The organism is uncultured Pseudokineococcus sp. (genome assembly GCF_947495735.1).
Classification (GTDB): domain Bacteria; phylum Actinomycetota; class Actinomycetes; order Actinomycetales; family Quadrisphaeraceae; genus Pseudokineococcus.
Map to the genome: position 1 here is coordinate 90,219 of NZ_CANMAA010000011.1, position 22,837 is coordinate 113,055.

Consider the following 22,837-nt stretch of genomic DNA (forward strand, 5'->3'; position numbering starts at 1 on the left):
GACCGGCGCGGCCCGGCGGCGGCGCCCCGGCACGGCAGCGGCCCCGCTCCCCCGGACATGGTCATCGGGGGGCGGGGCCGCTGCGGGCCGTGCGACGCACTGCGCCGGCCGACGACCGGGCGCCGGGCCTCAGACCTCGAGGACCGCCGCGGGCGAGGAGCTGTCAGTGCTCGTCGTAGTGCCCGTCGTGCGCCGCGTGGCGGTGGGCGCCGTGGACGTAGTCCACGTGGTCGTCGTGCTGCAGGGTCTCGTGGCCGCAGCCCTCGCCGTGGGCGTGGTCGTGGGCTCCGTCGACCACGTGGGCCTCGACGGGGTGCTCGTCGTAGTGGCCGTCGTGGTCGCTGTGGGCGTGGCCGTCGTGCAGGTAGTCCACGTGGTCGCCGTGCGGGACGACGGCGTGGCCGCAGTCCGGCGCGTGGGCGTGGTCGTGGGCGTCGTGGACCTCGTGGGTGAGGGTGCTCATGGGTGTCCTCCGGACGTGACGGGGCTCGCGGCTGCGGGCCCGGGTGCGGGATGAGGGGGGCGTGCGGGAGCGGCGCCGGTCAGCCGCCGTCGGGGTCGTGCTCCTGCGGGCGGGCGTCGTGCTCCCGCTCGTGCTCGAGGGCGTCGGCGACGACGTGGGCCACGTGCTCGTCGACGACCTCGTACGTGACGGTCCGCCCGTCGCGCCGTCCGCGGACCAGCCGCGCCTGGCGCAGCACCCGCAGGTGCTGGGAGACCAGCGGCTGGGGGACGCCGAGGTCCTCGGCGAGCTCCCCCACGGCGGCGGGCGCCTGCGCGAGGCGCTCGACGAGCGCCAGGCGCCGGGGCGAGGCCAGCGTCGCGAACAGCTCGGCCGTCCGCTCGTAGACCTCGTCCTCGACCACGTGAGGACCATAGGTGCGCACGTGCGCATGTGTCCACCCCGGTGCGGCCGGGCGGGTGCGCCGAGACCGACGGACGGCGCGCTCTCCGCCCCGGGGACCTGCCGTCCGTCGGTCTCGACAGGACCGGTGGGGGGACCGGCGGGCGGGAGCGGCTCCCAGCGCAGGGCCCCGCCCTCGCGGCCTAGGGTCGTGTGACCGCTCCCACCCCTCGAGAGGACGACGACGTGCCCCGACTCACCGACCCCGCCGACCGCTACCGGCCCGCCCCCGACCGGTACGAGGCCATGACCTACCGGCGCACGGGCCGCAGCGGCCTCGACCTGCCGCTGCTGTCCCTCGGCCTGTGGCACAACTTCGGCGACGACGTCCCGCTGGCGACCCAGCGCGCGGTGCTGCGCCGGGCGTTCGACCTCGGCGTCACGCACTTCGACCTCGCCAACAACTACGGCCCGCCCTACGGCAGCGCCGAGGCGAACTTCGGCCGCGTGCTCGCTGAGGACCTCGCCTCGCACCGCGACGAGCTCGTCATCTCTTCCAAGGCCGGCTACGACATGTGGCCCGGTCCGTACGGCCAGGGCGGCGGCGGGCGCAAGTACGTCCTCGCCAGCCTCGACCAGTCCCTGGAGCGCATGGGCCTGGACTACGTCGACATCTTCTACAGCCACCGCTTCGACCCCACGACGCCGCTCGAGGAGACGATGGGGGCGCTCGACACCGCCGTCCGCTCCGGTCGCGCGCTCTACGCGGGCATCTCCTCGTACTCCCCCGAGGACACGCGCCGGGCCGCCGCGATCCTCGCCGACCTGGGCACGCCGCTGCTGATCCACCAGCCGTCGTACTCGATGCTCAACCGCTGGGTCGAGACCGAGGGCCTGCTCGACGCGCTCGCCGACGTCGGCGCCGGCTGCATCGCCTTCTCCCCGCTCGCGCAGGGGATGCTCACGAGCAAGTACCTCGACGGCGTCCCGCAGGGCTCGCGCGCCTCGCAGGGCAAGTCGCTCTCGCCGGACCTGCTCACCGAGGAGTCGCTCGCGCACGTGCGGGCGCTGGACGGCATGGCGCAGAACCGCGGGCAGTCCCTCGCGCAGATGGCGCTGGCGTGGGCGCTGCGCGACGAGCGCGTCACCTCGCTCGTCCTGGGCGCCAGCAGCGTCCACCAGCTCGAGCAGAACGTGGCCGCGCTGGAGAACCTCTCGTTCTCGGACGAGGAGCTGCAGCGCATCGACGAGCACGCGGTCGAGGCCGGCATCGACCTGTGGAAGGGCTCGCGGAAGGGCTGACCGAGGGCCACGGCCCCGCCGCGCACCTCGTGCGCGGCGGGGCCGTCAGGCGCGGCGCAGGAGCACGGCGAGGCCGAGCGCCGAGGTCGTGCTGGCGCCGGCGAGCAGCACCCACGGCAGGCTCGCCGCGGGCCCCGAGACGCCCGCCGGGGCCAGCAGCGCCCCGACGGCGGAGCTGCCGACGAGCACGACCAGGCCGCCCACCGAGGCGAGGACGCCGTAGTGGGCGCCGACCGAGGCCTCCTGCGCCATCCGCGGCACGAGGTCGCGCACGACGGGCGCCGCGAGCACCTGGCCCAGCGAGAGCAGCACCACCAGTGCGGCCGCCGGCGCGAGGGCGGCCGGCCCGCTCGGCGGCTCCAGCGCGGACGCCCCGGCCACGACGGCGAACGCCGTCGCCGTGACGAGCGCCGCCAGCGGCAGCACCCGGCCGGGGCGCGCGCGACGGGTCCGGCGCGCCACCGGCACCTGCAGCGCGATCGTCACCGAGGCCGCCAGCACGAGCAGCCAGCCGAGGGCCGCCTGCGAGCCCGTCGAGCGCTCGAGCTCGGCCGGGAGCGCCAGGTAGAGCTGGTTGTGCGCGAGCAGCGCCGTCGACTGCAGCAGGCACAGGGCGAGGAAGCGGCGGTTGCCGAGCACCCGCCGCCACCCGGTGAGGACCGCCACGGCGCCGCCCGCGGGCGGGGTGCGCGGCGACCACCGCAGGGTCGCCAGCAGCACCAGGACGAAGAAGCCGGCCGAGACGACGCACAGGGTCCCGAAGGGCACGAAGAGCAGGGCGGCGCCCAGCGCCGGCCCGAGCAGGCTGCCGGTGCGGGAGACGACCTCCTCGAGGGCGAAGAGCTCGGTGCGCGTCGTCGTCCCCCGGCGCTCGAGCTCGCGCCCCTCGTGCGCCAGCGCCGCCTCGACGGCCGGGCTGAACAGCGCCGCGGCGAAGCCCGTGAGCACCGTGCCCACCACGACGGCGGGCAGCCCGTCGGCGACCGCCAGCACGAGCAGCCCGGCGACGCGGACGAGGCAGCCGGCGAGGACGACCGGGCGCGTCCCGTAGCGGTCGGCGAGCGCCCCGCCGACGAAGAACAGCCCCTGCTGGCTCGCCGTGCGCAGCCCGAGCACGAGCCCGACCAGCCACCCGGCGAGCAGCAGGCTCTCGGTGAGGTGCTGGGCCAGGAAGGGGATGACGAGGTAGAAGCCGATGTTGAAGGCCAGCTGGCTCGCCAGCAGGAGGCGCACCGGTGGCGGCAGCTCCCGCAGGCGCGCCCGGCGCCGCAGCGGCTGCGGCACGGCGAGGGCCGGAGCCGTCGGCTGGAGCGGGTCCTCGGTGGGCACCCCGGTGCCCTCGGGCGCGGGCGGTCCGTGCGTCAGGGCTGCTCGATCTCCTCGGGAGCGCGGCGCGGGAGCGCGCGGCGGCGTGCGGGCCGCAGCGCGGACGCGGTGACGGCGAGGACCGACAGTGCCACGAGCGAGGCGGCGGGCGCGAGGACGACCCAGGGGGCGCGCTCGACGTAGGGCATGCCGCCGGCGAGCACGAGCCCCCAGTCGGGGGCGGGCGGCTGCGGGCCGAGCCCGAGGAAGCCGAGCGCGGCGAGCGCCAGGGCGATGCCGGGCAGGCGGATCAGCGCGTTGCGCACGACCGGCGGCAGCACGGCCGGCAGCACGTGCAGCAGGAGCCGCCGGGCCGGGCCGACGCCGAGGACCTCGAGGACGGCGACGTGCGGCTGCGCCCGCGCCTCGCCGACGAGCGCGGCGGTGTGCGCCGCGAGCGGCGCCCAGCTGACGGCCAGCACCGCGACGGCGGCGCCCGCGGCGGAGGGCCCCGCGACGGCGACGACGAGGATCCCCGCGATGACCGGCGGAGTCGCGTTCGTCACCTCGACGAGGCCCGTGCTGGCGCGCGGCAGCAGCCCGAGGGCGACGCCGAGCACGCACCCGGCCGCGGTGATGAGCAGCGCGAGGGCGATGGTCGAGGCCGCGCCCTGGCCGAGCCGCGCGAGCAGGTCGCGCCCGGAGGCGTCCGCGCCCAGCAGCAGGTCCGCCGACGGCGGGCTGAGCCGGCCCCGGTCGGCGCTGTAGGCGTCCCCCGGCAGGCCGAGGCCGATGACGAGCAGCAGGACGAGCGCGGCCAGGGCGGGCACCACCCACGGCGCGCGCCCGGACGGCGGCGGCGCGGGGGGCGCGGGCAGCGCCGACGCCCGCAGCGCGGCCCCGAGCACGAGCCGCCGCCCCAGCTGGGCGAGGACGCCGAGGACCGCCGCGACGGCCAGGAGCAGCAGGACGCCCACCTGCAGGGCCGGCAGGTCCTGCGTGGCCGCGGCGCCCAGCGTGGCGCGCCCGAGCCCGGGGATGGCGAAGACCTGCTCGACGGCGACGGCGCCCCCCGTGAGCCCGACCAGGACGAGGCCGACCTGGGGCAGCAGCCCGGGCGTCGCGCGCAGGAGGAGCCCGCCCGCGAGCCGCGCGCGGGAGGCCCCGGCCGCCGTCCACGTGGCGAGCCACGCCTCGGTGGCCGCCGCGGCGACGGCGTCGGCGAGCAGCAGCCCGACCAGGCCACCGGCGGGGACCCCGAGCGCGACGGCCGGCAGGACCGCGTACGAGAACCCCTGCCAGCCGTACGGCGGCAGCAGCCCGAGCCAGACGGCCACGACGACGAGGAGCACGGACGCGAGCAGGAACTCCGGCAGCGCCGTCAGCGTCGCCGCGAGCGCCCCGCCGGGCCGGCGCGGCCGGCCGTGGACCGCGCCGTGCAGCGTCGGCGCCACGAGGGCCATCGCCACGAGGGCGGCGACGACGGCGGCGAGGGCCATGAGCGTCAGGCTCACGCCGAGCGCGGAGACCATGCCCGCCGCGACCGGGGCGCCGCTGACCCAGGACGTCCCGAAGTCCCCCCGGACGGCGTCGGCCAGCCAGCCGGCCAGGAACGCCCACGGGCCCGCGTCCAGGCCCAGGTCGGCGCGCACCGCGGCGAGCGCCTCGGGGGTCGCCGCCAGCTCGGCCGAGCGGCCCCGCAGGACGGTGAGCGCCGGGTCGGTGCGCGAGAGCCAGGGGACGAGGCCCACGAGGACCACCACGCCCGCGATCGCGAGCACCCGGGAGGCGGGCGCGACGAGGTCACCCAGCAGCCGGCGGGCGCGGTGGGGGTCGGCCGGCACCGGCGGCCGCGGGGCGCCCTCGTCGAGGACGCGGTGCTCGACGGGGGCGCGGGAGGGCACGGGTCAGCCCACGCTGGTCTCGGACGTGACGAGCGCCCGCTCGCGCGGGTCGCGGGCCGCGCCCGCGAGGCGGTCGGACTCCCCCTGGATGACCCGCTCGTGCAGCATCGGGATGCCGGCGTCGGCCTCGAGGACGAGGCGCTCGGCCTCCAGGGCCGCCGCGCGGCGCTCCTCGCCCGGCGGGGTCTGGGCGGCTTCCTCCAGCGCGGCGTCGACCTCCGGGTCGCACAGCTGGGAGATGTTGAAGGAGCCCTCGCAGGCGAAGTCGGAGTACATGTACGCCACCGGGTCGCCGGAGTCGAGGACGGTCGCGCGCGACAGGATGAAGGCGTCGAAGGCGCCCGACAGCGCGTCGGCCTCGATCTGGGCGTACTCGCGCACCTCCTGCGTGACGTCGAAGCCCGCCGCCTCGAGCTGCTGCTCGAGCTGGACGGCGACCTCGGGCAGCTCGGCGCGGTCGGTGAAGGTGCCCAGCGTGATCGGCGTGCCCGGCGGCACCGTCCCCGCCGGCGTCGGCGTGCGGTCGGGACGCCCCTGCGCGGCCCACGGCAGAGCCGGGCCGAGCAGGCCCTCGGCGACGTCGGCGCGGCCCTCGTACACCGTGTCGACGATCGTCTGCCGGTCGATCGCCTCGCGGGCGGCGGCGCGCACCGCCGGGTCGGCGAAGACGCCCGTCTCGGTGTTGAGGTAGAGCGTGTTGGTGCGCGGCATCGGCACCTCCTCGATCTGGTCCTCCTCCAGCAGCGACGCCTGGGAGACGGGGATCGCCTCGACGACGTCGGCGGTGCCCGTGCGCAGGGCGGCGGCGCGCGCGGTGCCGTCCGAGACGTAGGTGACGTCGAGGCCCGCGGCCGAGGCCGTCTCGCCCCAGTAGTCGTCGTAGCGCTCCAGGGTCGCGCCGCTCGTGCCGTCGCGGACGGTGAGCTCGTAGGGCCCGGTCCCGGTGCCGACCGGGTCGACGACCCCGTCGGCGTAGGCGCTGGCCGCGAGCACCGTCAGCTGCGGGCTCGACATGCGCTGCGGCACCAGCGGGTCCGGCTCGGCCGTGGTGACGAGGACGGCGGAGTCGGGCGCGCCCGGGTCCACCTCGGCGGTCAGGTCGACACCGTCGAGGATGCGCGGCGGCGGCACGGCCTCCGCCGCGGCGGTCAGCGAGCGCACCACGTCCTCGGGGGTCAGCGCGGTGCCGTCGTGGAAGGTGACGTCGGGGCGGACCTCGAAGCGCCAGGTCGTGGGCTCCACCTGCTCCCAGGCGGTCGCGAGACCGGGCTGGGCGTCGCCGGCCTCGTCGAGGACGACGAGGGTCTCCCCCGTCGACCAGCGCGAGAGCTTGAAGGCGTCGTCCGACAGCGGCGACAGGCCCGAGCGCGGCGGCTGGAGCATGGCGATGCTGATGCGGCCGTCGGAGCCGTCCTCGCCGGCGGAGCCTGCGGCGGCGCCGTCCTCGGCGCTCGGGGAGAAGCAGCCGGTGAGCAGGGCGGCGGTCAGGACGAGGCCGCCGGCGCGGGCGGCGGTGGTGCTGCGGGTGGGCACGGGATCTCCAGGGGGCGTCGTGCGGGTGGGGGCAGAGGGGAGCCGGCGCGTCGGCCGGGCCCGGGCGTGCAGGAGCGGCCGGGCGTCGAGACCGGCTGGGGCGGTGGGTCGGGGGTGGTCGGTGGGTCGGGGGTGGTCGGAGGCGTCAGCCGACGGGGACCGGCGCCGCGGCGTCGACGAGCGCCCGCGCGGCGGACGAGGAGGGCGAGGCGAGCACCTCGCCGCTGGGGCCCTCCTCCACGACGCGGCCGGCATCGAGGACGAGCGCGCGCTCGCACAGCGCCGCCGCGGCGGCCAGGTCGTGGGAGACCACCACGAGCGCGGTGCCCTGCTCGCGCGAGACCCGCTGCAGGAGAGCGAGGGCGTCGGCGCGGCGGGGCGGGTCGAGGCCGCTGAGCGGCTCGTCCGCGAGGAGCACCTGCGGCCCGGTGACGAGCGCGCGGGCCAGGGCCGCGCGCTGCGCCTGCCCGCCGGAGAGCTGCCCCGGGCGGCGGTCGCCGAGGGAGGCGTCCAGGCCCACCGCGTCGAGCACCTCCGCCACGCGGGCGTCCTGCGCGCGCCGGCCCGTGCCGGGCTCGAGCCGGCGGACCGGCTCGGCCAGGAGGTCGCGCACGCTCGCGCGCGGGTCGAGCGAGAGCGCCGGGTCCTGGGGGACGTACTGCACGAGGCGCCGGTACCAGCGCAGGGCGCTCGTGCGCCCCGGCCGCACCGGGCGCCCGGCGCAGGTGACGTCCCCGGCGTCCAGCGGCTGCAGGGCCAGCAGCGCGCGCACCAGCGTCGACTTGCCCGAGCCGGAGCGGCCGACGAGGGCGACGCGCTCGCCGGCCCCCACGGACAGGTCGACCCCGGCGAGGGCGTGCACGGGCGCGGAGCGCCGCCGCCGGTGGACCACGTGCAGGTCCCGGGCGACGAGCAGGCTCACGCCGGCACCCCGCCGCGTGCGGAGCGCGCCGTGTCGAGGGTCGCGGAGCGCGCCGTGCCGAGGGGCGCGTCGGAGGCGCTCGCCGTCGTGCCGGAGGCCCGGGCAGCGTCGACGAGCGCGCGCGTCGCGGGGTGCGCGGGGGCGGCGAGGACGTCGGCGAGGGAGCCGGACTCGACGACGCGCCCGTCGGCGACGACGACCGCGCGCGAGCACAGCGCGGCGGCGACCGCCAGGTCGTGGGTGATGAGGAGCAGCGCCGGGCCGCCGGGCCCGGTGCGCTCGCCGAGCACCTCCAGGACGGACGCCTGCGTCACGGTGTCGAGGGCCGTCGTCGGCTCGTCCGCGACGAGCAGCGGTGCCTCGCAGGCGAGCGCGAGCGCGATGGCCGCGCGCTGCCGCTGGCCCCCCGAGAGCTCGGCCGGGCGGCCGTCGGCCACCCGCGCCGGGTCCTCGAGCCCCACGGCGGCGAGCAGCTCCAGCACCTCGGCGCGCACCTCGGCGCGAGGGGTGCGGCGCGCGCGCAGCGGCATCGCCACCTGCGCGCCGACCGCGACCAGCGGGTGCAGGGCCGCCGAGGGGTCCTGCAGCACGGCCGCGGGGCGCAGCCCTCCCGGCCGCCGGGCCCCGGGGACGTCCAGGACCTCCTGGCCCAGCACGCGCAGGCTCCCGCTCGACCGCAGACCGGCGGCGAGCTGGCCGCGGACGGCGGCCGCGGTGAGGCTCTTGCCGGAGCCCGAGGCGCCGAGCACGGCCACGCGCTCCCCCGCCCGCACCTCGAGGTCGACGCCGTGCAGCAGCGGCACCGCCGAGACGCCGCGGCCGGCGCCCACCTCGACCCGCAGGTCGCGGGTCTCCAGGACCGCCTCGCCGCCGCCGCTCGCGGAGACGTGCCCGCGACCCCGGTACCCCGACGCCGGCTCCGCCGCCCGGTGCTGCCGCGCCGAGCCGCCGGGATGGCTGCGCAGGACCGCGGACGCGGGCGAGCGGCGGGAGTGCACGGGAGGACCTCCGAGACGTCGAGCAGGACGTCGCGGACGCTAGCGCATACGGGAGTCGTTCTCGTTACCGCGCCAGAACTCGGTCACCGGCCTCAGGAGCCCGACGCCGGGGCGAGGCTGTCGAGCAGGTCGGCGAGGCCGCCGGCCGCGCGCCCCCGCGTGCGCCCGCTCGTCGTCACCCGCGGCTCGAGCGGGCGCACCACCGCGCCGCCGGCGCGCTCGACGGCCGCCAGCAGCGCCGCCTCCTCGCCCGTGGCCACGCGCGGGAAGCCGCCGGCCGCCCGCCAGGCCGACGCCCGCACCCCGAGGTTCGCGCCGTAGACGTGCTCGTGGGTCTCGCCCCGCACGCGCGAGTGCAGCAGCTCCTCGTAGCGCTCGCGCGCCGCCGGCGGCAGGCGCGGGTCGTCGTCGAGGCGCAGGCCCCCGGCGACGAGGTCGGCGCCCCGGCCCGCCCAGCGCAGCTGCTCGGCCAGCCAGTCCTCGGGCACGAGCGTGTCGGCGTCCGTGCACGCCAGCCAGACAGCGCCTTCCGTCGCATGGAGACCGGCGGCCGCCGGGTCGTCCTCGTCGCCGGAGCGCACCGGGGGCAGGGCCGCGAGGCCCGCGCCGACCGCGGCGTCGCGCACGTCGGCGACCGTCCGACCCGGCGCCGGCCCCCCGAGCTCGACCACGACGGCGCCCGTGCCCGTGCCCGTGCCCAGCACCTCGTCGACCCGGGCGCGCGAGGCGTCGGCGCAGCGGTCGAGCGCCACGGCCACGACGACCACCACCTCCGCGCGCGCCGCCGCTGCGAGGACCGACCGCAGGCACGCGGCCACCCGCGCCTCCTCGTCCCGCACGGGCACGGCGACGACGACGGCGCGCACGCGCGGGCGCTCCACGCCGCCCACCCCGGCCCCACGCTCAGGCACCGGGCCACCGCCAGACGTCGAGCAGGAACGGCTCCTCGACGTGCGCCACGAGGCGCTGCGCGCCGAGCGCCTCGAGGCCGGCGAGGCGCCGGTGCACCTCGTCGCCCGGGACGGCGAGGGTCTCGCCGTCGCGGCGCCAGTGGACGGCGAGCAGGTCGGCGCCGGGGGCCAGGACCTCCGGCAGGCGGGCGAGCAGCTCGTCGAGGTCCGCGGGCGCCAGGAAGTAGCCCACCTCGGAGACGACGACGAGGTCGACGACGTCCTGCGGCAGCTGCTCGGGCACCCGCGCCCGCAGCACGGCGACGTCGCCCGCCCGGTCGTCCGCGCGCGCGACCTCCTCGCGCGCCAGCCGGACGGCGGTGGCCGAGGCGTCGAGCGCGGTGAGGCGGGCGCAGCGCCGGGCCAGCTCCGCCGTCATCACGCCGGTCGAGCACCCGACCTCGAGCGCCCTGGGGTACGTCTCGCGCGGCAGGCTCGCCAGGGCCAGCGCCCGCTTGCGCCGCTCGTACCAGTCGGTGCGCACCCGCCACGGGTCCTCGTCCGCGGCGTACAGCTCGTCGAAGTGCGGGCCGTCGAACCGCCGGTCGTCGGGCCGCCGGCCATCGGGCCGCCGGCTGCCGGGGGCGGGGCTCACGGGACCACCACGAGGCCGTCGCCCGCCAGGGCGGTGAGGGCGCCGGGCGCCAGCAGCGGACCGGCCCCCTCGAAGCCCACGACCTGGCTGGCGTGGGCGGCCAGGGCGCGGGACAGGCGCTCCCGGGCCTCCTCGCCCAGGGGCACGCGCGTCACCGAGCCCCAGGGCACCCGCTCGTCGCCGGAGGCCCACCACACCCGCGCCCACAGCGGCGCCCGCACGGACGGGACGCCGAGCTCGGCGGCCAGCGCCGCGGCGGCCCGTGCGGCGCAGGCGTGGTCGCGGTGGGGGTCGTGCTCCCACAGCCCGAGCACGAGGTCGGGCGCCCCGCCCGCGGCGGCGGCGCGCACCACCGCGCTGCGCACCTCCTCCTCGACCTCGGGGAGCCGGGTGTCCGGCAGCCCGGCGCGCAGGACGCGCCCCCGCTCCGCCAGGCCGAGCCGCTGCCAGGCGGCGTCGAGCTCGGCGCGCCGCACCGCCGCCAGCCGGCGCCCGGCGTCCGCGCCGAGGCCGGGGTAGGAGGCCTCGCCGTCGGTGAGGACGAGGAGGTCGACGGCCCACCCGCGCGCCGCGAGGGTCACCAGGACGCCGCCCAGGGCGAGCACCTCGTCGTCGGGGTGCGCCGTGACCGCGAGCGCGCGGCCACCCCCGCGGCGCTCCGGCGGCTCCCACGCGCGGCGCGCCGCGAGCCGCGCCGCCCAGGACGCCCCGGAGGCCGCTCCGGCGGCCGTCACGCCTCGTCCAGGACGGCGCGGCCCAAGCGCTCGAGGTCGCCCTCGGCGTGCTGCTGGCGGACGTAGGCGGTGAGGTCGGCCACCCGGCGCGCGTGGTCGGCGTCCCGGCACAGCGGCGTCGCGCCGCTCGCCCGGCCGCTGCGCCGCAGGACCTCCTCGACCACCTGCTCGACCTCGTGGCGCACGCGCAGCGCCCGCGTCCGGTGGCGGTCCTCGGGGGAGGCGTCGACGGCGGCGGCCGCCTCGGCGAGGAGCGCCGCGCCGCGCTGGACGGCGGAGGACGCGGCCCCGAGGTGCGCCAGCTGGTGGGGCGTCGCCGCGCGTCCCGCGGCCTCGCCGCGGGCCAGGACGGCCGTCAGGGAGCGGACGACGCCGCGGGCGCCGCCCCACCAGAGGGCTGCCACGCCGAGGCCGCCGATGTGCAGCCCCGGCCGCTCGACGTAGAAGCCGGGCGGGCCCACCACCGCCTCGCCGGGCACGACGACGCCGTCGACGGCGACGTCCAGGCTGTCGCTGTCGTCCATCCCGACGGCCGCCCACGTCCCGGGGCGGGCGTCGACGCCGGGCCGGCGGACGTCGAGCAGCACGAGGTGGCGCAGGCCGTCGTCGTCGGTGGCGGTGACGAGCGCGGCGTCGAGCACGCGCGCGCCGCTCGCGTAGCGCAGCACGCCGTCCAGCCGCAGCCCGCCGTCCGGGAGCCGCGCGGCGCGCAGACCCGTCCCCTCGCTGGCCGAGGCCCACACGCCCAGCAGCGCGCCCTCGGGGGCCGGGGACCCGGCCTCGGCGAGCACCGCCACCGCGTCGGTGTGGCCCTCGGCCAGCCGCGCGAGGACGAGGTCCTCCCCGCCCCAGTCCGCGAGCGCCGCCCACCGCTGCGCCGTCCGCCCGCCCGCGGGCAGCGGCAGGTCGAGCCCGCCCGCGTCGCGCATCTGCTGCAGGTGGGCGCGCTGGGCGGCCACCACGTCGGCGGTCCCGGCACGGCTGCGCGGGAAGGGCCGGGCTCGAGCGGGTCCTGGTCCGGTCGTCACAGCTCGTGTCTAGTCCCCGCCCCCTTGCTCCCGCCCGCCGGGCCGGGCCTGCCGGCACCCACCTGCCGACCCCGCCCCACGTCCCGGGGCGGCGGCGGGGACGGGGCGTCCTTCCCCGAGGCCGGGTCGTGTCAGCGCCGTCTGCCCGCCGAGGAGTCCGATCCGTCGCCCTCATCGACGCCGACGACTACCGCTGGTGGGCCGCGGCGGGCACCTGAGCCGTGGCGAGACGAAGCGCCTCACCTGGGTGAAGCCTGATCACCGTTCGGACTCGACATCGCCGAGGACGCCTGGGCGTTGGCGCACGTCTCCTACCGTCACCGGGTCACGCCCACACCCAGAAAGGGTCCCATGTCGTTCGCCCAGTCCGTCAAGACGGTGCTCAAGAAGTACCGGGAGAGCGCGCCACTCGGAGTTCTGGTGGTTCTACCTGTTCACCGTCATCGTGAACATCGTGGCCACCGGCGTCGACATCGCCATCTTCGGCGGGCGCATGGAGGACCCCGCCCCGATCTCCCTCGCGCTGACCCTGGCGCTGCTGCTGCCGTCGCTGGCCGTCACCGTCCGCCGGCTGCACGACATCGACCGCACCGGGTGGTGGATCCTGATCGCGCTCATCCCGATCATCGGGTGGATCGTCCTGCTCGTCTTCCACGTGAGCGACTCCGACTCCGACAACCGGTTCGGCATCTCACCCAAGGGCTACCAGGGCACCGTCGCCGTCTGAAGCAGCCAGACCGCCGCGAGCACCTCGAGGTGCCCGCCTCCCGCCGGAGGCGGGCACTTCGTCGTCACCGCCGACGCGCGCCCTGGCTGACGACCCAGTCCTCCGGGGACGTCAGCTGGCGTCAATGGTGGCGATGACACCGTGTCAACTGTTGACACCGACATCGGCCGGCCCCCTGGGGCGCGCCCGACGTCATCCGCGTACCCCGAGACGGCCCCGGTGATGGCCCTGGCGACCGCCCGGCGTAGACCTGAGCCATCGCTACTCTGACCGGGTGCTCGCCGCTTCGCTCGCTCTCGGGCTGGGCCTGGTGGCGGGCGTGCTCAGCGCACGCCTGCAGCGCTGGCGCGGCGTCGCCGTCACCCTGAACGCCGCGTGGTGGGTCTGTCTCGCCGTGGCGCTGCCGGACGGCATCACCGACGCCGAAGCCCGCACGCTCGGACTCACCCTGGCCGCCGGCGTAGTCGGCTTCTCGCTGACAGCGACCCCAGCCAGACTGCGGCCTCGACGTAGAACGCCGCCTCGGGCACCGAAGACCACCACCCCGCTCGCTCCGCCACCCGCGACCACCACGCCGCGATGAAATCACCGGCTGCAGGCCAAGCTCGTCGCGGCAGGCAGCGCCAGACCGGTCGAGTCGCACCTCCAACAAGCAGGGAGAGAGCAGGGCCGTCTTGAGCATTAACTCTGTCATAACCTAAGTTGTCGGCTGAAAGCATGGCGGGCCGTTGCCGCCAACGGCACTACCGCCCGAGTCCACTGCCGATGAGAGCCCTGGCCCGAGTGAGAATCAGCGCCTAGGCGACTGGATCCGTCGATAAGCAGGAATTCAGCAAGTCGTGATGCATCGAGGCTAGGCGACCTGAACGCCCGAGCCAGGCTTGGGTGCGCGCTTGGCGCTGTAGAAGGACATCACCCATTTAGCGGGGCCGGGCGCGAAGGGGTCTTCCATGCCCATGGGGACCTGTCGAACCCCATGAACAAAAACGGCTTGGTGCGGGTCCACCATCACGCAGAACGCATCGAGCTGCTCGTAATCCCCCTCAGGGTGACGATCGCGACGGTAGGACCAGACGTACTCGGGCCTGACCGTGTTGTGCCCGAAGCCGGCACTCAGCATCTCTTGAGCCTTCGTGGGCAGGTTGCCGAGAAAGCCAGCAAAGTCGTTCGGCCAGCGCCCGTCCCAGGGCGCCTTCCGCAGCGGGGCCGCGGTGAGCCTCGGACCTCGACCGCCCGTTCCAGCGGGTCGGTGCGGGGCCGCCATCTCCCGCTCGCTGTAGATGTGGCTGTCAGGAAGCAGAGGGACGACCCAGACGCGCCAGCCCTGATCCTCCTTGGTGGCCACGCCGACTTGCTCTCTACGCAAGACTCCGGCGCGGCGGCGGTCGGCCCACCAAATCTTCAGGGCCGAGTCGTCGTCATCGGGCCAGAGTTTTATCTGCACCCGTTCCGGCAGCAGGTCAAAGCCCTTCTCGTCCGTGACGCCCTCCTCGAAGCCGAGCTTGCTTGGCACAAAGGTCCGTGGGGTGCTCGCCTGCGAGGGCTGCACACGTCCACTGTCGCTACTGCGCCCGTCGTGGCGCTCGACGCCCCGTCGGCCCGGCAGCTCATTCGATCCCGCCATCGTTTGCCCCCCACGCCCTCACCCGCTGTGGCCGCAGCGTGCCAGGAAGTGGTACGACTCGGCGCAAGATGGCGAGATCGCTTGCCGTGCCCCGTGGAGGCCTGTCGCCGCAGACCTGGCGCGCGCCGTGGCCCGCGCTGTGGCCCACGGCGCAGGTCACCGGCCATCGCCTTGAGCGCCGGTGGCGCCGCGCTCGTCGCCCTAGCCGAGCCGCCGTGGATCATCGGCAGCCAAGACTTCGGCCTTGGGCCATGGGTCGTCGCCATCGTCACGACGACGGCCAGCGTTATCGCTCCCACAATGGTGGCTCTCGGCGTCTACCTGGCCCCGCGCCGGCTCGGGGACCACCTCGACGGCAGGCGACCCGACCAGGCACCGACGGCGCCGCACGGCGGGGGAGAGGCCCGCGCATCGGGTCTGACCAGCCCTTATGTCATAGTCTAGCTTATCGGCTAGACACCGAGAGGGGCCGGACAGCGGATCCGGTCAGCCCCAGAAGATGCTGGTGGGGTCGCGGTCGACCTCGGCGAGCAGCGCCTCGACGTCCGGGGAGGGCGCGAACGCGAACTGCTCGTCGTAGGCGTGGAAGCGCATGTGCCGGTCGCGCCAGTACAGCGACCAGGTGCCCCTGGTCTTGGTGTACCGCAGCCGGGCGATCGGGAAGCTGGTCCACTCGGGCCCGAACTGCTGCTCGTCGTAGGGCGCCCGTCGCTCCACGATCGTCAGGTGCCGCGGGGCGACCTCGCACTCGACCCGCATCTCGTGCCGCACGCGCTCGGGCACCCGGGCGGCGCACCAGCGCTTGACCCGGGCGACGTCCAGCTCGGGCAGCGTCGAGGCTTGCGCCCCACCGGTGGGCGAGGTCGGGTCGGTACCGCTCACGGTGTCCCGAAGCGCTGCTGGGCGGCCTGCTTGCTGATCCCCAGCGCGGCCCCGACGTCGGTCCAGGAGCTGCCCTGCTCGCGGGCCATCGCGACGGCCTGGCGCTCCAGCACGTCCAGGCCCGTGCGGGCGGCAGCGACGGCCTCGAGCGCGAACTGCCCCTGGCCGGCCTCCAGCCGGAGCCCGATCGCCGCGTACGCCTGCGCACCGATGCTCGCCGCGCTCGACCTCGCCAGCCCCACCACGTCAGCCATACCGTCAAGGGTTCTTGACGATGGGCTGGGAGTCAACCCCAGCCACGCCGTCCGCCTCGGACACCGGGTCACCGCGCACGGACCCGCCGGGGTCCGCCAGTGGGTTGGGTCCGCCCGCGAGACTGGGCCCCGTGCCCTCCCCCGCGCCACGCCAGCCCCCGCTCTGGGAGCCCGCGACATCACGGGCTCCTCGAGCACCTGAGGTGGCCCCGACCCCGCGGCCAAGCGCGCAGGCCAGGCGCCGCGACGAAACCTCTGGCGGCCCACCGAGCCAGGCTCCGCACGCCCTGGATCTTGCCGACCGCGTCCACCGCGAGTGGGACATCGTCATGACCCGCGACGAGCGCTGGGTTCGCGTGAGCACCGCCATCACCGACCCCGAGGAGGTCCGCCGCCAGCTCGAGATGTACCGCCTGAGCAACAGCTCGGTCACCTTCCACGTCATCGAGCGCACGACGACCCTGCACGAGGTCCTCGTCGACGAGAACGCCGCCCTCCATTCCTGAACGCCGCTCACTCGAGGACGCCACCGAGCCCGGCGGTACGCGTCAGCAGGAGCGGGCGGCGACCAGCGCGGCAAGCTCCCGGTCCGGGCTGACGTGGCGCTGGAACAGCGGCCCCAGGGGTGCGGTGGCCAACTGCAGCGACAGGTCCAGCAACTCCTGCTGGCCGGTTGTGCCCGGGCCGGCGAGGTAGGCCAGCTCGGTCACGACGCCGACGACGCTGCGGTTGGCCGTCGGCGCCAGACGCGCCGGAGACATGGCGGAGTGCTCGGCTTCGACGACGCCGGGAGGCACATGGTGGGCGCCCAGCACCTCGGCGAGGGCATCGGGGAGCCGCTCGAGCAGCGTCCTGGCGGGTGCCAGCGGCAGGACCGCGGGCAGCAACTGCCGAACTCTTCAGCCAAGGACCTTGATGCGACCGCGCAACAGGCGGATCCTGCTGTCAGCAGGAGCGAGCCACCCGGGGAAAGGTTGTCTCATATGCGTTGGCGGCGACCGAGACTTCGCTCCAGACGAATAGAGATAGTTCCCTTCGAGGGGGATGCGGCCAAGTCGCTGGCCACACATGGCCAGACTTCCATTTGGCCCACTATTCCGTCAAGGCGCAAGAGAGCTATCAAGGCCTTAGGCGTCGGCAGCGTGGTCGTCTATATCCTCTCGCAGGTCACCGCGCCAGTACTCGAGGCCGGCACACAGTACGTACTGGACCAGATCTGGCCAGCTGAAACGACGGAGACCGAGTTAATAACCGCCAATCCAGTAGCACCTGATGGCGCACTGGCCAAGCCGTACTCCATAGACGAGGTGCACAGTGCATCATCCTGCCTAGCGGTAAGTAACCACACGGCAAATCCAGAGGCGCAGCGATGCTTCGCTGACTACATATACGACCCATGCTTTCCTGCCACCGACACGGGCGACATAGTGTACTGCCTCATCGCACCGTACCAGTCCGGCGTCATACAGTTGGACGTCCAAGATCCAGCACCCGCGTTGAGCGAAGGCGTTTTAGTTGAGGACCGCGAGGCAGCGGCCGCCTGGGCTCTAGAACTAGAGGAACCCGGCAACCCACGCGACTCCTGGTACTGCTGGGCAGCTACCGGATCCATAAGCACGGTGGAGGGCTATGCGTCGCGTTGGGAGTGCGCCAGTGGGCCCAACTTTGACGATCCGATCGTGGCCAATGGCCTGGGCGAAGTACACATAAGCCCCGGCGCGCCCCGGCTGTGGCAGCTACTAGTGCGCCGAGTTGACGCGGGGGACAACGGCACCTACGCCAACGTAAAAAGACTCTGGTTTTGAGACAGAGGCGGATCTTGAAGCAGATGCAGCAAGACCGGCCGCGGGCGCGACCGCGGCCTGGCCTGCCTCGGGTCGGCCGTCGTCGCAGGCGCAAGCGCCCCACCGGCCGCCGCAGTCGACAACATAATGCCGCTTATGGTGACCGCGCGACTCCAGCGGGCGATATCTTTAACGCAGGAGGACTCGAAGGGTGGCCGAAACACAAGGGTGGCAACCAAAACCACATCTAGCGATGACACATCGAGACTGGCATCGCCAATGACTGCAGGCGCGTTGCCGCGCTAAGATGATTGGTGTTGAGATTACTTGAACAACGTACTGACCTTAGGCCGGCGCGCTATTCGGCGCGTTGGCGGCGTCGTGCGAAGAAACACACCTCCTCGCAACTGGGTGCCTCTTTTTGCACTTACCCTAGCGTGGGCCGCGGTGGCGACTTTTGGCTGGGCAGCGGACTATCGCCCACTTCGGTCCTGGGATTGGGGAAACGTTCCCTCTTGGGTGCAAACGGGCATCGCCGCGGCGGCGGCACTCTTCGCTTGGCAACAAGTCGTAGACCTTTTAGAGCGCCGCGAGCGGGAGCGTAGGGCTCCACTGCTGATGCGAGCGAAGACGCTCGTGCTGGACAGCAAAGTAGTAGGCGAGACCGCCGACGGGGTTGCTTTCCACGTGCAGTTGACGAACCGCGGGGACGAGGCGTTCCGGAACATTGACGTTGCGGCACGCTATCCATCCAAGGCGTACGGGCGCGGAGCCGGCGGTTCTTGGGCCTTCATCCGTCCCGGCCAGGCCAAGGAAGGCTCCGACGTCTCTTACGCGCTAAGGCGGGTGAGCGGAGCCCCCTTAACGTGCATGTGGTTCCTCGATGCGGAAGGCCATGAGTGGTACCACGAGTTCGATAGTTACCATCTGCAAGGCGATGCAGGCTATAAAGAGCGTCCCGCCCATTCATACTGGGCGTCGCGACTAGGGGACCTGTGACCTGAGGCAGGACAGGTGCCACCTGGTCGCTGCCTGACGTAGGCACCCCGCTCACCAGGCATTATGTCATAATTTGGATTATCGGCGGACTGGTCACGAGGCCGGTCGCGGTCAGCCGAAGGCTCCGGCGAGTGCCATTTCAGTGACCGCGCCCACCACGCCGCCGACTGAGGTGGATAGGGCCCCGACGCCAGCTCGCTCCGCCAGCGCACGCAACTTGCCGGCCCTGCTAAGTACCTCCGCACCCTGTGGGTGCTTCTGCAATAGCGCTTCGCGCAGCTCGCGGACAGCAGCCACGACGTCCTCGGCGAGATCCGGCGGAGCAGAGCCGGCCTCAGCGGACGCTTGCTCCAGCAATTCGAGCACTTCGGCGAGACTGCTCCCAGACGAAGCCTGGGCCCCCTCACCGATGGCCGTTGGGCCACTCGGATTGTTGATAGTCGTTGTATACGTGTTAGTGCTACCAGTCACCCGCGCCCGGAAGGCGTCGTCGACGCTCGTCTTGCTCGGCAACTCTTCAAGAGGCGTAGACGCAGTAAGATCAGCCACGACGTCGACTAGTTTAGTGCGAATCTGCCCGATCACCCCAGCCAGATTCGTGCCCGACACGCGGTAAGACAAGTTTACGACGCTCTGATATGGGCCCAGCTGGCGATTCCAAAGATTCATGGCGTACCCCATGGCTGGCGTCGTAAAGGAGACTGAGTCCTGGCCCATCATGGCTTCGAGTGACTCAACGGGCTGCCGAAGGATCAGCTCCTCCGGCAGGTACTCCCTCACCTGGCCAGGCACCTGGAAACGAGTGACCACCTGCCCGGTTGCCCACGTGTTCCCGGAGATCGAGTCCATCGACATGGGAACGTTGCTGAATCTCCGGTACTCCGGCGCCACATCATCGTCGCCGTAGCCGTTGAGTTCACGCCGCGCCCAATCACGCAGACTCGCGGACCCCGTCTCGGCCCCCAGCATCAAGCACACCCTTAAGAGGCCAGCCAACGGCTCTGCCTCATCGAGTACACGAAGCCGAAGCGAGGTCAGCAGCGTTCCCGTCACTTCGCAACTCTAGATGAGTGGCGTGCACGGGGGCTTGTCGCAGCCATCCTGATCCACCGGCACCCGGTGGTCTTATCGCTCGTTCCCCTCCCCCATCGCGTGGCGCCGCGGGCGCTGGCCCGCTCGTGCCGGGTCCGGGTCACCCGCCGCGCGCCGCTCCACGAGGGCTACCGGCACCCGCCGGCCGCTCGAGCACCGCACCGACGCTTGCCCAGCCGTCCCGCTCGGGATCGCTGGCCGAGACGGCCACACCGGCGGCACGGCCTTGCACTGCCGACCAGCGTGCGCGAAACCCCGCCTCACCTTGAGCGCACGCCAGCCGCGAAGCACCACCCAGCGAACGCGAACCTGTAAGGATCAACCGTGGCCGGCGCCCATGACCTACGGTCATAGGCCCTCGCCAGTAGATGTCGCAACGGCGGCCACCGCCTCCGTCGAGCACGTGGAGCGACTGTCAACGCAAGTCGAGGAGGGAAGCGTCATAGACGCCGTGGACCGTGCCATCGGACGACGACGCGCCTGGCAGATCGCCGTAGTCGAAGCACTCGCATGCTTGGCCGTGGTCGTAGGCCTAGGACTACTCGCCGGCCGCGGAAGCGCCACGCCCGAGGTGCCACGACGAGACGACGGCCTCGCGGTGTCGACCTGGGAGCCCGAGGGTCTGGGCCTCACCGGGGACAACCCCACCCTCACCGGCACCCTCGAAGGTCTCGACGGCTGCCTCGTCATCCGCGCGAACGAGGAGAACGCCGGCGCGATCTACGTGCCCGTCTTCGACCTCGGAGCTTCCAATCTCGACTCCGCCCTCCTCGAGGTCGGCACGACCGTGCAACTGAAGGGCGCCTGGGTCTCTCCGAGCACCGAGCTCTCGGTGCCGAACGCGTGCGCAGGACAAGGTCGACTTTGGCGAGTCGCACGGGCGTGACCCGCCCTTGCCCCTGACCGCCGACCACCCGCAACGCCGTCGCGCTGTCGATCGTCGTCCGGTCAGCGTCCCGCTGACGATCGTCAACCGGAGCAGCGACGTCGGGGACGTGGGCACGCTGGGTGGCAGGTCGCTTCCACTGCTCTGGGTGAGGTGCCATGCTCGATGGCGTCAGGTGTCTGCCTGGCCGCATCGAGACCGCCCGGCCAGGGAGCCTGCGCGCCGTCCGCTGCGTCGTCAGCGCCCGTCGCGGCGATGACTCCTGACGTGAGACCCACCGCCCTCAGGCGCACGGGGACCTTCACGTCCGGCAGGGCCGCGAGAGGCCTCCGCCCGTGTCGACGACATCCCCGAGCTCTGACTCCGCTTCATCGCCTGCCGTGCGGGGCGACGGCTCCTACCGCGCGCTGTTGGCCCTGCCCGGTGCAGCCGGGTTCTTCTTCGCCGCGAACAGCGGTCGGGTCGGTGTGGCCGCCACCGGCCTGGGCTTGATCTGGCTCATCACCGGGTCGGGTGGCTCCTTCGCCGTCGCCGGCCTCGTCGTCGGCGCCTTCGCCGCCGCTGAGGCCTTGGTCGGCCCGCAGGTCGCGCGACTGATCGACCGGTGGGGCCAGACCCGCGTCCTGCCCTGGATGCTCACCGTCCACGCCGCAACCGTGGTGGCGACGGTGGCCGCCGTGCTGGCGGGGTCGCCCGTCGTCGTCGTTGTCTTGGCCGGCGCGGTCGCCGGCGCCAGCACGCCCCAGCTCGGGGCGCTGTCCACGGCCAGGTGGGCTGCCCTGCTGGGCGACCGACGCGGGTGGCTGCCGCGCGCCTTCGCCTTGGAGTCCCTGGCCAACGCGGTCGCCTTCCTCCTCGGCCCGGTCCTGGTCAGCGTGGCCGCGACTACCGGGCCCGCGTGGGCCGGCACGGCAGGTGCGGCCGTCGTGGTCGTCATCGGCGGCTCTGCGCTCGCGCTCCAGCCCCGCACCGCACCCCCCGTGGCGACGCTGATCACCAGCTCGAGCACCAGGAGTCCCCGGAGTAGTGAGGCCGCCGCCGGTCACGGTCTGCGCAGTGCTCGTTTCGCGCTGCTGGTCACCCTCACCGGGGTGCTGGGGCTGCACTTCGGTGCGGTGACGTTGTCGATGACCGCCTGGGCTACCGAGCAGGGCAGCGCAGCGATGGCCACGGGCTTGATCGGGGTCTCCAGCGCAGCGGGCCTGGTCGGGGCCTGGGCGTACGGCCTGCGACGCTGGCAAGCGCCGCCCGTCGTCCAGCTCTGCTGCGCTGCCGCGGTCATGGCCCTTGGCTGTGCCGGCGCGGCCGTCGTCAGTGGCCTCGACGCCCACGACGCACCCTTGGTGGCGCGCCTGGTCATCCTGGGCGCCTGCATCGCCCTGACCAGCGTCCTGGTGCCCGTGATCATCGTGCAACTGACCGTCCTGACCGAAGCCGGCTTGGCCCGGGCGGTCCTGACCCAAGCGCTGACGTGGGCCAACTCCGCCAGCGCCGCCGGCAGCGCCGCAGCAGGAGCGCTGGCCGGCGTCCTCATCGACACGACCGGCGCCCGCGGCGGCTTCGCGCTCCTGACCGCCGTCAGCACCTTCCTGCTGCTTCTCGCCCTCACCAGCCGAAGGCGACTCAGCTGAGCCGCCGGCTACGGGCCTCCGTGCAACTGCAGAACGGGAGGGACGGGATGGCGGCCCTCCCGCAGACGATCGCTGGTCGGACAGCGTCCCGCTGTCGATCGGCGACTGGGACGGCCAGACCGGAAGGGCCTTGCTCGACGACGGGTAGCAGGCGAACCTTGGATCGACGGCCGCGTCGTCAAGGGCCTATGGGAACGCAGGCGCTCAAACCCATCGCGGTGGAGTAACCCTCACGGGGCGAGCCGGTTCGAGTCCGGCATTCGGCGCGGCCGTCTTCCCCCGGGGGGCCACCACCCGTAGTCTCGCTGCCCATCGCTGGCCGGACAGCGTCACACTCGCTCGTTAGGGGTTCGGCGGCCGCGGCGGCTCTCGACGTCTGCGGCCTTCGACGGCCGTCGTGAGGATGCCTACCGCGCCCAAGAGGCAGACCGCCAGGACGACTCCCCAGTCGACGACGCCGAGAAGCCAAAGCACCACAACGATCACGACCACCGCAGCAGTGATGAACCGCCAGACAGTCTCGGGCTTCGCCATCGACATCTCCTCCCGGGGGCGACGAGGCGGATCATCCGACATCGACACCCTGGCGAGCATGCTGCAACCGCGTGCAAGCGGCAGCCCCTGCACCGCACAATCGACCCGTTTGAGGTTGTCCGATAGCCGACCGCCTGGCGGCACCGTCGCGGCCGCGCGAAGCCGGCGCCCCAGCGCCCCCCGCGGCCGTCCCACATCCGATCGACAGCGGGACGCTGTCCAGCCAGCGATCCCCGGATCCTCGCGGTGGTCGCAACAGCCGAAGCCACCAGGGGACGGCGATGGTCAGGTTCACTGCCGTGATGGACA

24 protein-coding genes are annotated in these 22,837 nt (G+C 74.0%); 7 read left to right on the plus strand and 17 right to left on the minus strand.

The features are described 5' to 3' along the window. Positions 1–163 precede the first annotated feature (163 nt). Both Q0848_RS14315 and Q0848_RS14320 read right to left on the minus strand, forming a co-directional pair. Complete coding sequence (locus tag Q0848_RS14315; RefSeq protein ID WP_299038706.1) at positions 164–463, minus strand: hypothetical protein; 300 nt, start codon at positions 461–463, stop codon at positions 164–166. Positions 464–542: 79 nt separating this feature from the next. Further along, entirely contained in the window at positions 543–866 is a 324-nt protein-coding gene (locus Q0848_RS14320) for a helix-turn-helix transcriptional regulator (RefSeq protein WP_299038708.1), read from the minus strand. A gap of 224 nt (positions 867–1,090) precedes the next feature. Here Q0848_RS14320 and mgrA point away from each other — a divergent pair, with 224 nt between their 5' ends. Then, positions 1,091–2,146: an L-glyceraldehyde 3-phosphate reductase gene (gene mgrA, locus Q0848_RS14325; RefSeq protein WP_299038710.1), complete on the plus strand. Its 1,056-nt coding sequence runs from the start codon at positions 1,091–1,093 to the stop codon at positions 2,144–2,146. Between the two features lie 45 nt (positions 2,147–2,191). On the opposite strand, the gene Q0848_RS14330 is transcribed toward mgrA, so the two are convergent. The 9 genes from Q0848_RS14330 to Q0848_RS14370 all read right to left on the minus strand — a co-directional run bounded on the left by Q0848_RS14330 (position 2,192) and on the right by Q0848_RS14370 (position 12,049). Then, positions 2,192–3,475 carry an MFS transporter gene (locus tag Q0848_RS14330; protein ID WP_299038711.1) on the minus strand — a complete coding sequence of 428 codons (1,284 nt, stop codon included), beginning with the start codon at positions 3,473–3,475 and terminating at the stop codon, positions 2,192–2,194. 32 nt (positions 3,476–3,507) lie between these two features. Beyond that, entirely contained in the window at positions 3,508–5,355 is a 1,848-nt protein-coding gene (locus tag Q0848_RS14335; RefSeq protein WP_299038712.1) for an ABC transporter permease subunit, read from the minus strand. A 3-nt stretch (positions 5,356–5,358) separates the two neighbouring features. Further along, positions 5,359–6,888, minus strand: coding sequence for an ABC transporter substrate-binding protein (locus tag Q0848_RS14340; protein WP_299038713.1), 1,530 nt, complete (start codon positions 6,886–6,888; stop codon positions 5,359–5,361). Positions 6,889–7,033: 145 nt separating this feature from the next. Continuing rightward, the gene (locus Q0848_RS14345) at positions 7,034–7,810 is read right to left on the minus strand and encodes an ATP-binding cassette domain-containing protein (protein ID WP_299038714.1); all 777 of its coding nucleotides are present in this window, start codon (positions 7,808–7,810) and stop codon (positions 7,034–7,036) included. After that, positions 7,807–8,808 carry an ABC transporter ATP-binding protein gene (locus Q0848_RS14350; protein WP_299038715.1) on the minus strand — a complete coding sequence of 334 codons (1,002 nt, stop codon included), beginning with the start codon at positions 8,806–8,808 and terminating at the stop codon, positions 7,807–7,809. The genes Q0848_RS14345 and Q0848_RS14350 overlap by 4 nt, the downstream gene beginning before the upstream one ends. Positions 8,809–8,900: 92 nt before the next feature. After that, positions 8,901–9,719, minus strand: coding sequence for a glycosyltransferase family 2 protein (locus Q0848_RS14355; RefSeq protein WP_299038716.1), 819 nt, complete (start codon positions 9,717–9,719; stop codon positions 8,901–8,903). Beyond that, positions 9,712–10,353 carry a class I SAM-dependent methyltransferase gene (locus Q0848_RS14360; RefSeq protein WP_299038717.1) on the minus strand — a complete coding sequence of 214 codons (642 nt, stop codon included), beginning with the start codon at positions 10,351–10,353 and terminating at the stop codon, positions 9,712–9,714. The genes Q0848_RS14355 and Q0848_RS14360 overlap by 8 nt, the downstream gene beginning before the upstream one ends. After that, positions 10,350–11,087, minus strand: a complete 738-nt coding sequence (locus Q0848_RS14365; RefSeq protein WP_299038718.1) for a PIG-L deacetylase family protein — start codon at positions 11,085–11,087, stop codon at positions 10,350–10,352. Before Q0848_RS14365 ends, Q0848_RS14360 begins: the two co-directional genes overlap by 4 nt. Next, the gene (locus Q0848_RS14370; protein WP_299038719.1) at positions 11,084–12,049 is read right to left on the minus strand and encodes a hypothetical protein; all 966 of its coding nucleotides are present in this window, start codon (positions 12,047–12,049) and stop codon (positions 11,084–11,086) included. Before Q0848_RS14370 ends, Q0848_RS14365 begins: the two co-directional genes overlap by 4 nt. A 511-nt stretch (positions 12,050–12,560) precedes the next feature. Here Q0848_RS14370 and Q0848_RS19070 point away from each other — a divergent pair. Both Q0848_RS19070 and Q0848_RS14380 read left to right on the plus strand, forming a co-directional pair. Continuing rightward, positions 12,561–12,842, plus strand: a complete 282-nt coding sequence (locus Q0848_RS19070; protein ID WP_366146615.1) for a DUF805 domain-containing protein — start codon at positions 12,561–12,563, stop codon at positions 12,840–12,842. Between the two features lie 274 nt (positions 12,843–13,116). Continuing rightward, positions 13,117–13,425 carry a hypothetical protein gene (locus tag Q0848_RS14380; RefSeq protein WP_299038720.1) on the plus strand — a complete coding sequence of 103 codons (309 nt, stop codon included), beginning with the start codon at positions 13,117–13,119 and terminating at the stop codon, positions 13,423–13,425. Between the two features lie 270 nt (positions 13,426–13,695). Here Q0848_RS14380 and Q0848_RS14385 read toward each other — a convergent pair whose 3' ends face one another. From Q0848_RS14385 to Q0848_RS14395, 3 genes are all read right to left on the minus strand, one after another. Next, complete coding sequence (locus Q0848_RS14385) at positions 13,696–14,355, minus strand: hypothetical protein (RefSeq protein WP_299038721.1); 660 nt, start codon at positions 14,353–14,355, stop codon at positions 13,696–13,698. Positions 14,356–14,952: 597 nt separating this feature from the next. Then, entirely contained in the window at positions 14,953–15,348 is a 396-nt protein-coding gene (locus Q0848_RS14390) for a DUF3024 domain-containing protein (protein WP_299038722.1), read from the minus strand. Continuing rightward, positions 15,345–15,602 carry a hypothetical protein gene (locus Q0848_RS14395; RefSeq protein ID WP_299038723.1) on the minus strand — a complete coding sequence of 86 codons (258 nt, stop codon included), beginning with the start codon at positions 15,600–15,602 and terminating at the stop codon, positions 15,345–15,347. The genes Q0848_RS14390 and Q0848_RS14395 overlap by 4 nt, the downstream gene beginning before the upstream one ends. A gap of 329 nt (positions 15,603–15,931) precedes the next feature. On the opposite strand from Q0848_RS14395, the gene Q0848_RS14400 reads away from it, so the two are divergent. Beyond that, the gene (locus tag Q0848_RS14400) at positions 15,932–16,108 is read left to right on the plus strand and encodes a hypothetical protein (protein ID WP_299038724.1); all 177 of its coding nucleotides are present in this window, start codon (positions 15,932–15,934) and stop codon (positions 16,106–16,108) included. A 42-nt stretch (positions 16,109–16,150) separates the two neighbouring features. On the opposite strand, the gene Q0848_RS14405 is transcribed toward Q0848_RS14400, so the two are convergent. After that, positions 16,151–16,489 carry a DUF6933 domain-containing protein gene (locus Q0848_RS14405; RefSeq protein WP_299038726.1) on the minus strand — a complete coding sequence of 113 codons (339 nt, stop codon included), beginning with the start codon at positions 16,487–16,489 and terminating at the stop codon, positions 16,151–16,153. Positions 16,490–16,744: 255 nt separating this feature from the next. Between Q0848_RS14405 and Q0848_RS14410 the strand changes: the two genes are divergently transcribed. Next, entirely contained in the window at positions 16,745–17,407 is a 663-nt protein-coding gene (locus Q0848_RS14410) for a hypothetical protein (RefSeq protein WP_299038728.1), read from the plus strand. Positions 17,408–18,496: 1,089 nt separating this feature from the next. Here Q0848_RS14410 and Q0848_RS14415 read toward each other — a convergent pair. Further along, on the minus strand, positions 18,497–19,438 hold the full coding sequence (locus tag Q0848_RS14415; RefSeq protein ID WP_299038730.1) for a hypothetical protein: 942 nt from the start codon (positions 19,436–19,438) through the stop codon (positions 18,497–18,499). Positions 19,439–20,075: 637 nt separating this feature from the next. Between Q0848_RS14415 and Q0848_RS14420 the strand changes: the two genes are divergently transcribed. Beyond that, entirely contained in the window at positions 20,076–20,363 is a 288-nt protein-coding gene (locus Q0848_RS14420; protein WP_299038732.1) for a hypothetical protein, read from the plus strand. 380 nt (positions 20,364–20,743) lie between these two features. Continuing rightward, on the plus strand, positions 20,744–21,994 hold the full coding sequence (locus Q0848_RS14425) for an MFS transporter (RefSeq protein WP_299038734.1): 1,251 nt from the start codon (positions 20,744–20,746) through the stop codon (positions 21,992–21,994). Between the two features lie 342 nt (positions 21,995–22,336). Here Q0848_RS14425 and Q0848_RS14430 read toward each other — a convergent pair whose 3' ends face one another. Then, entirely contained in the window at positions 22,337–22,528 is a 192-nt protein-coding gene (locus Q0848_RS14430; protein WP_299038736.1) for a hypothetical protein, read from the minus strand. Positions 22,529–22,837 lie beyond the last annotated feature (309 nt).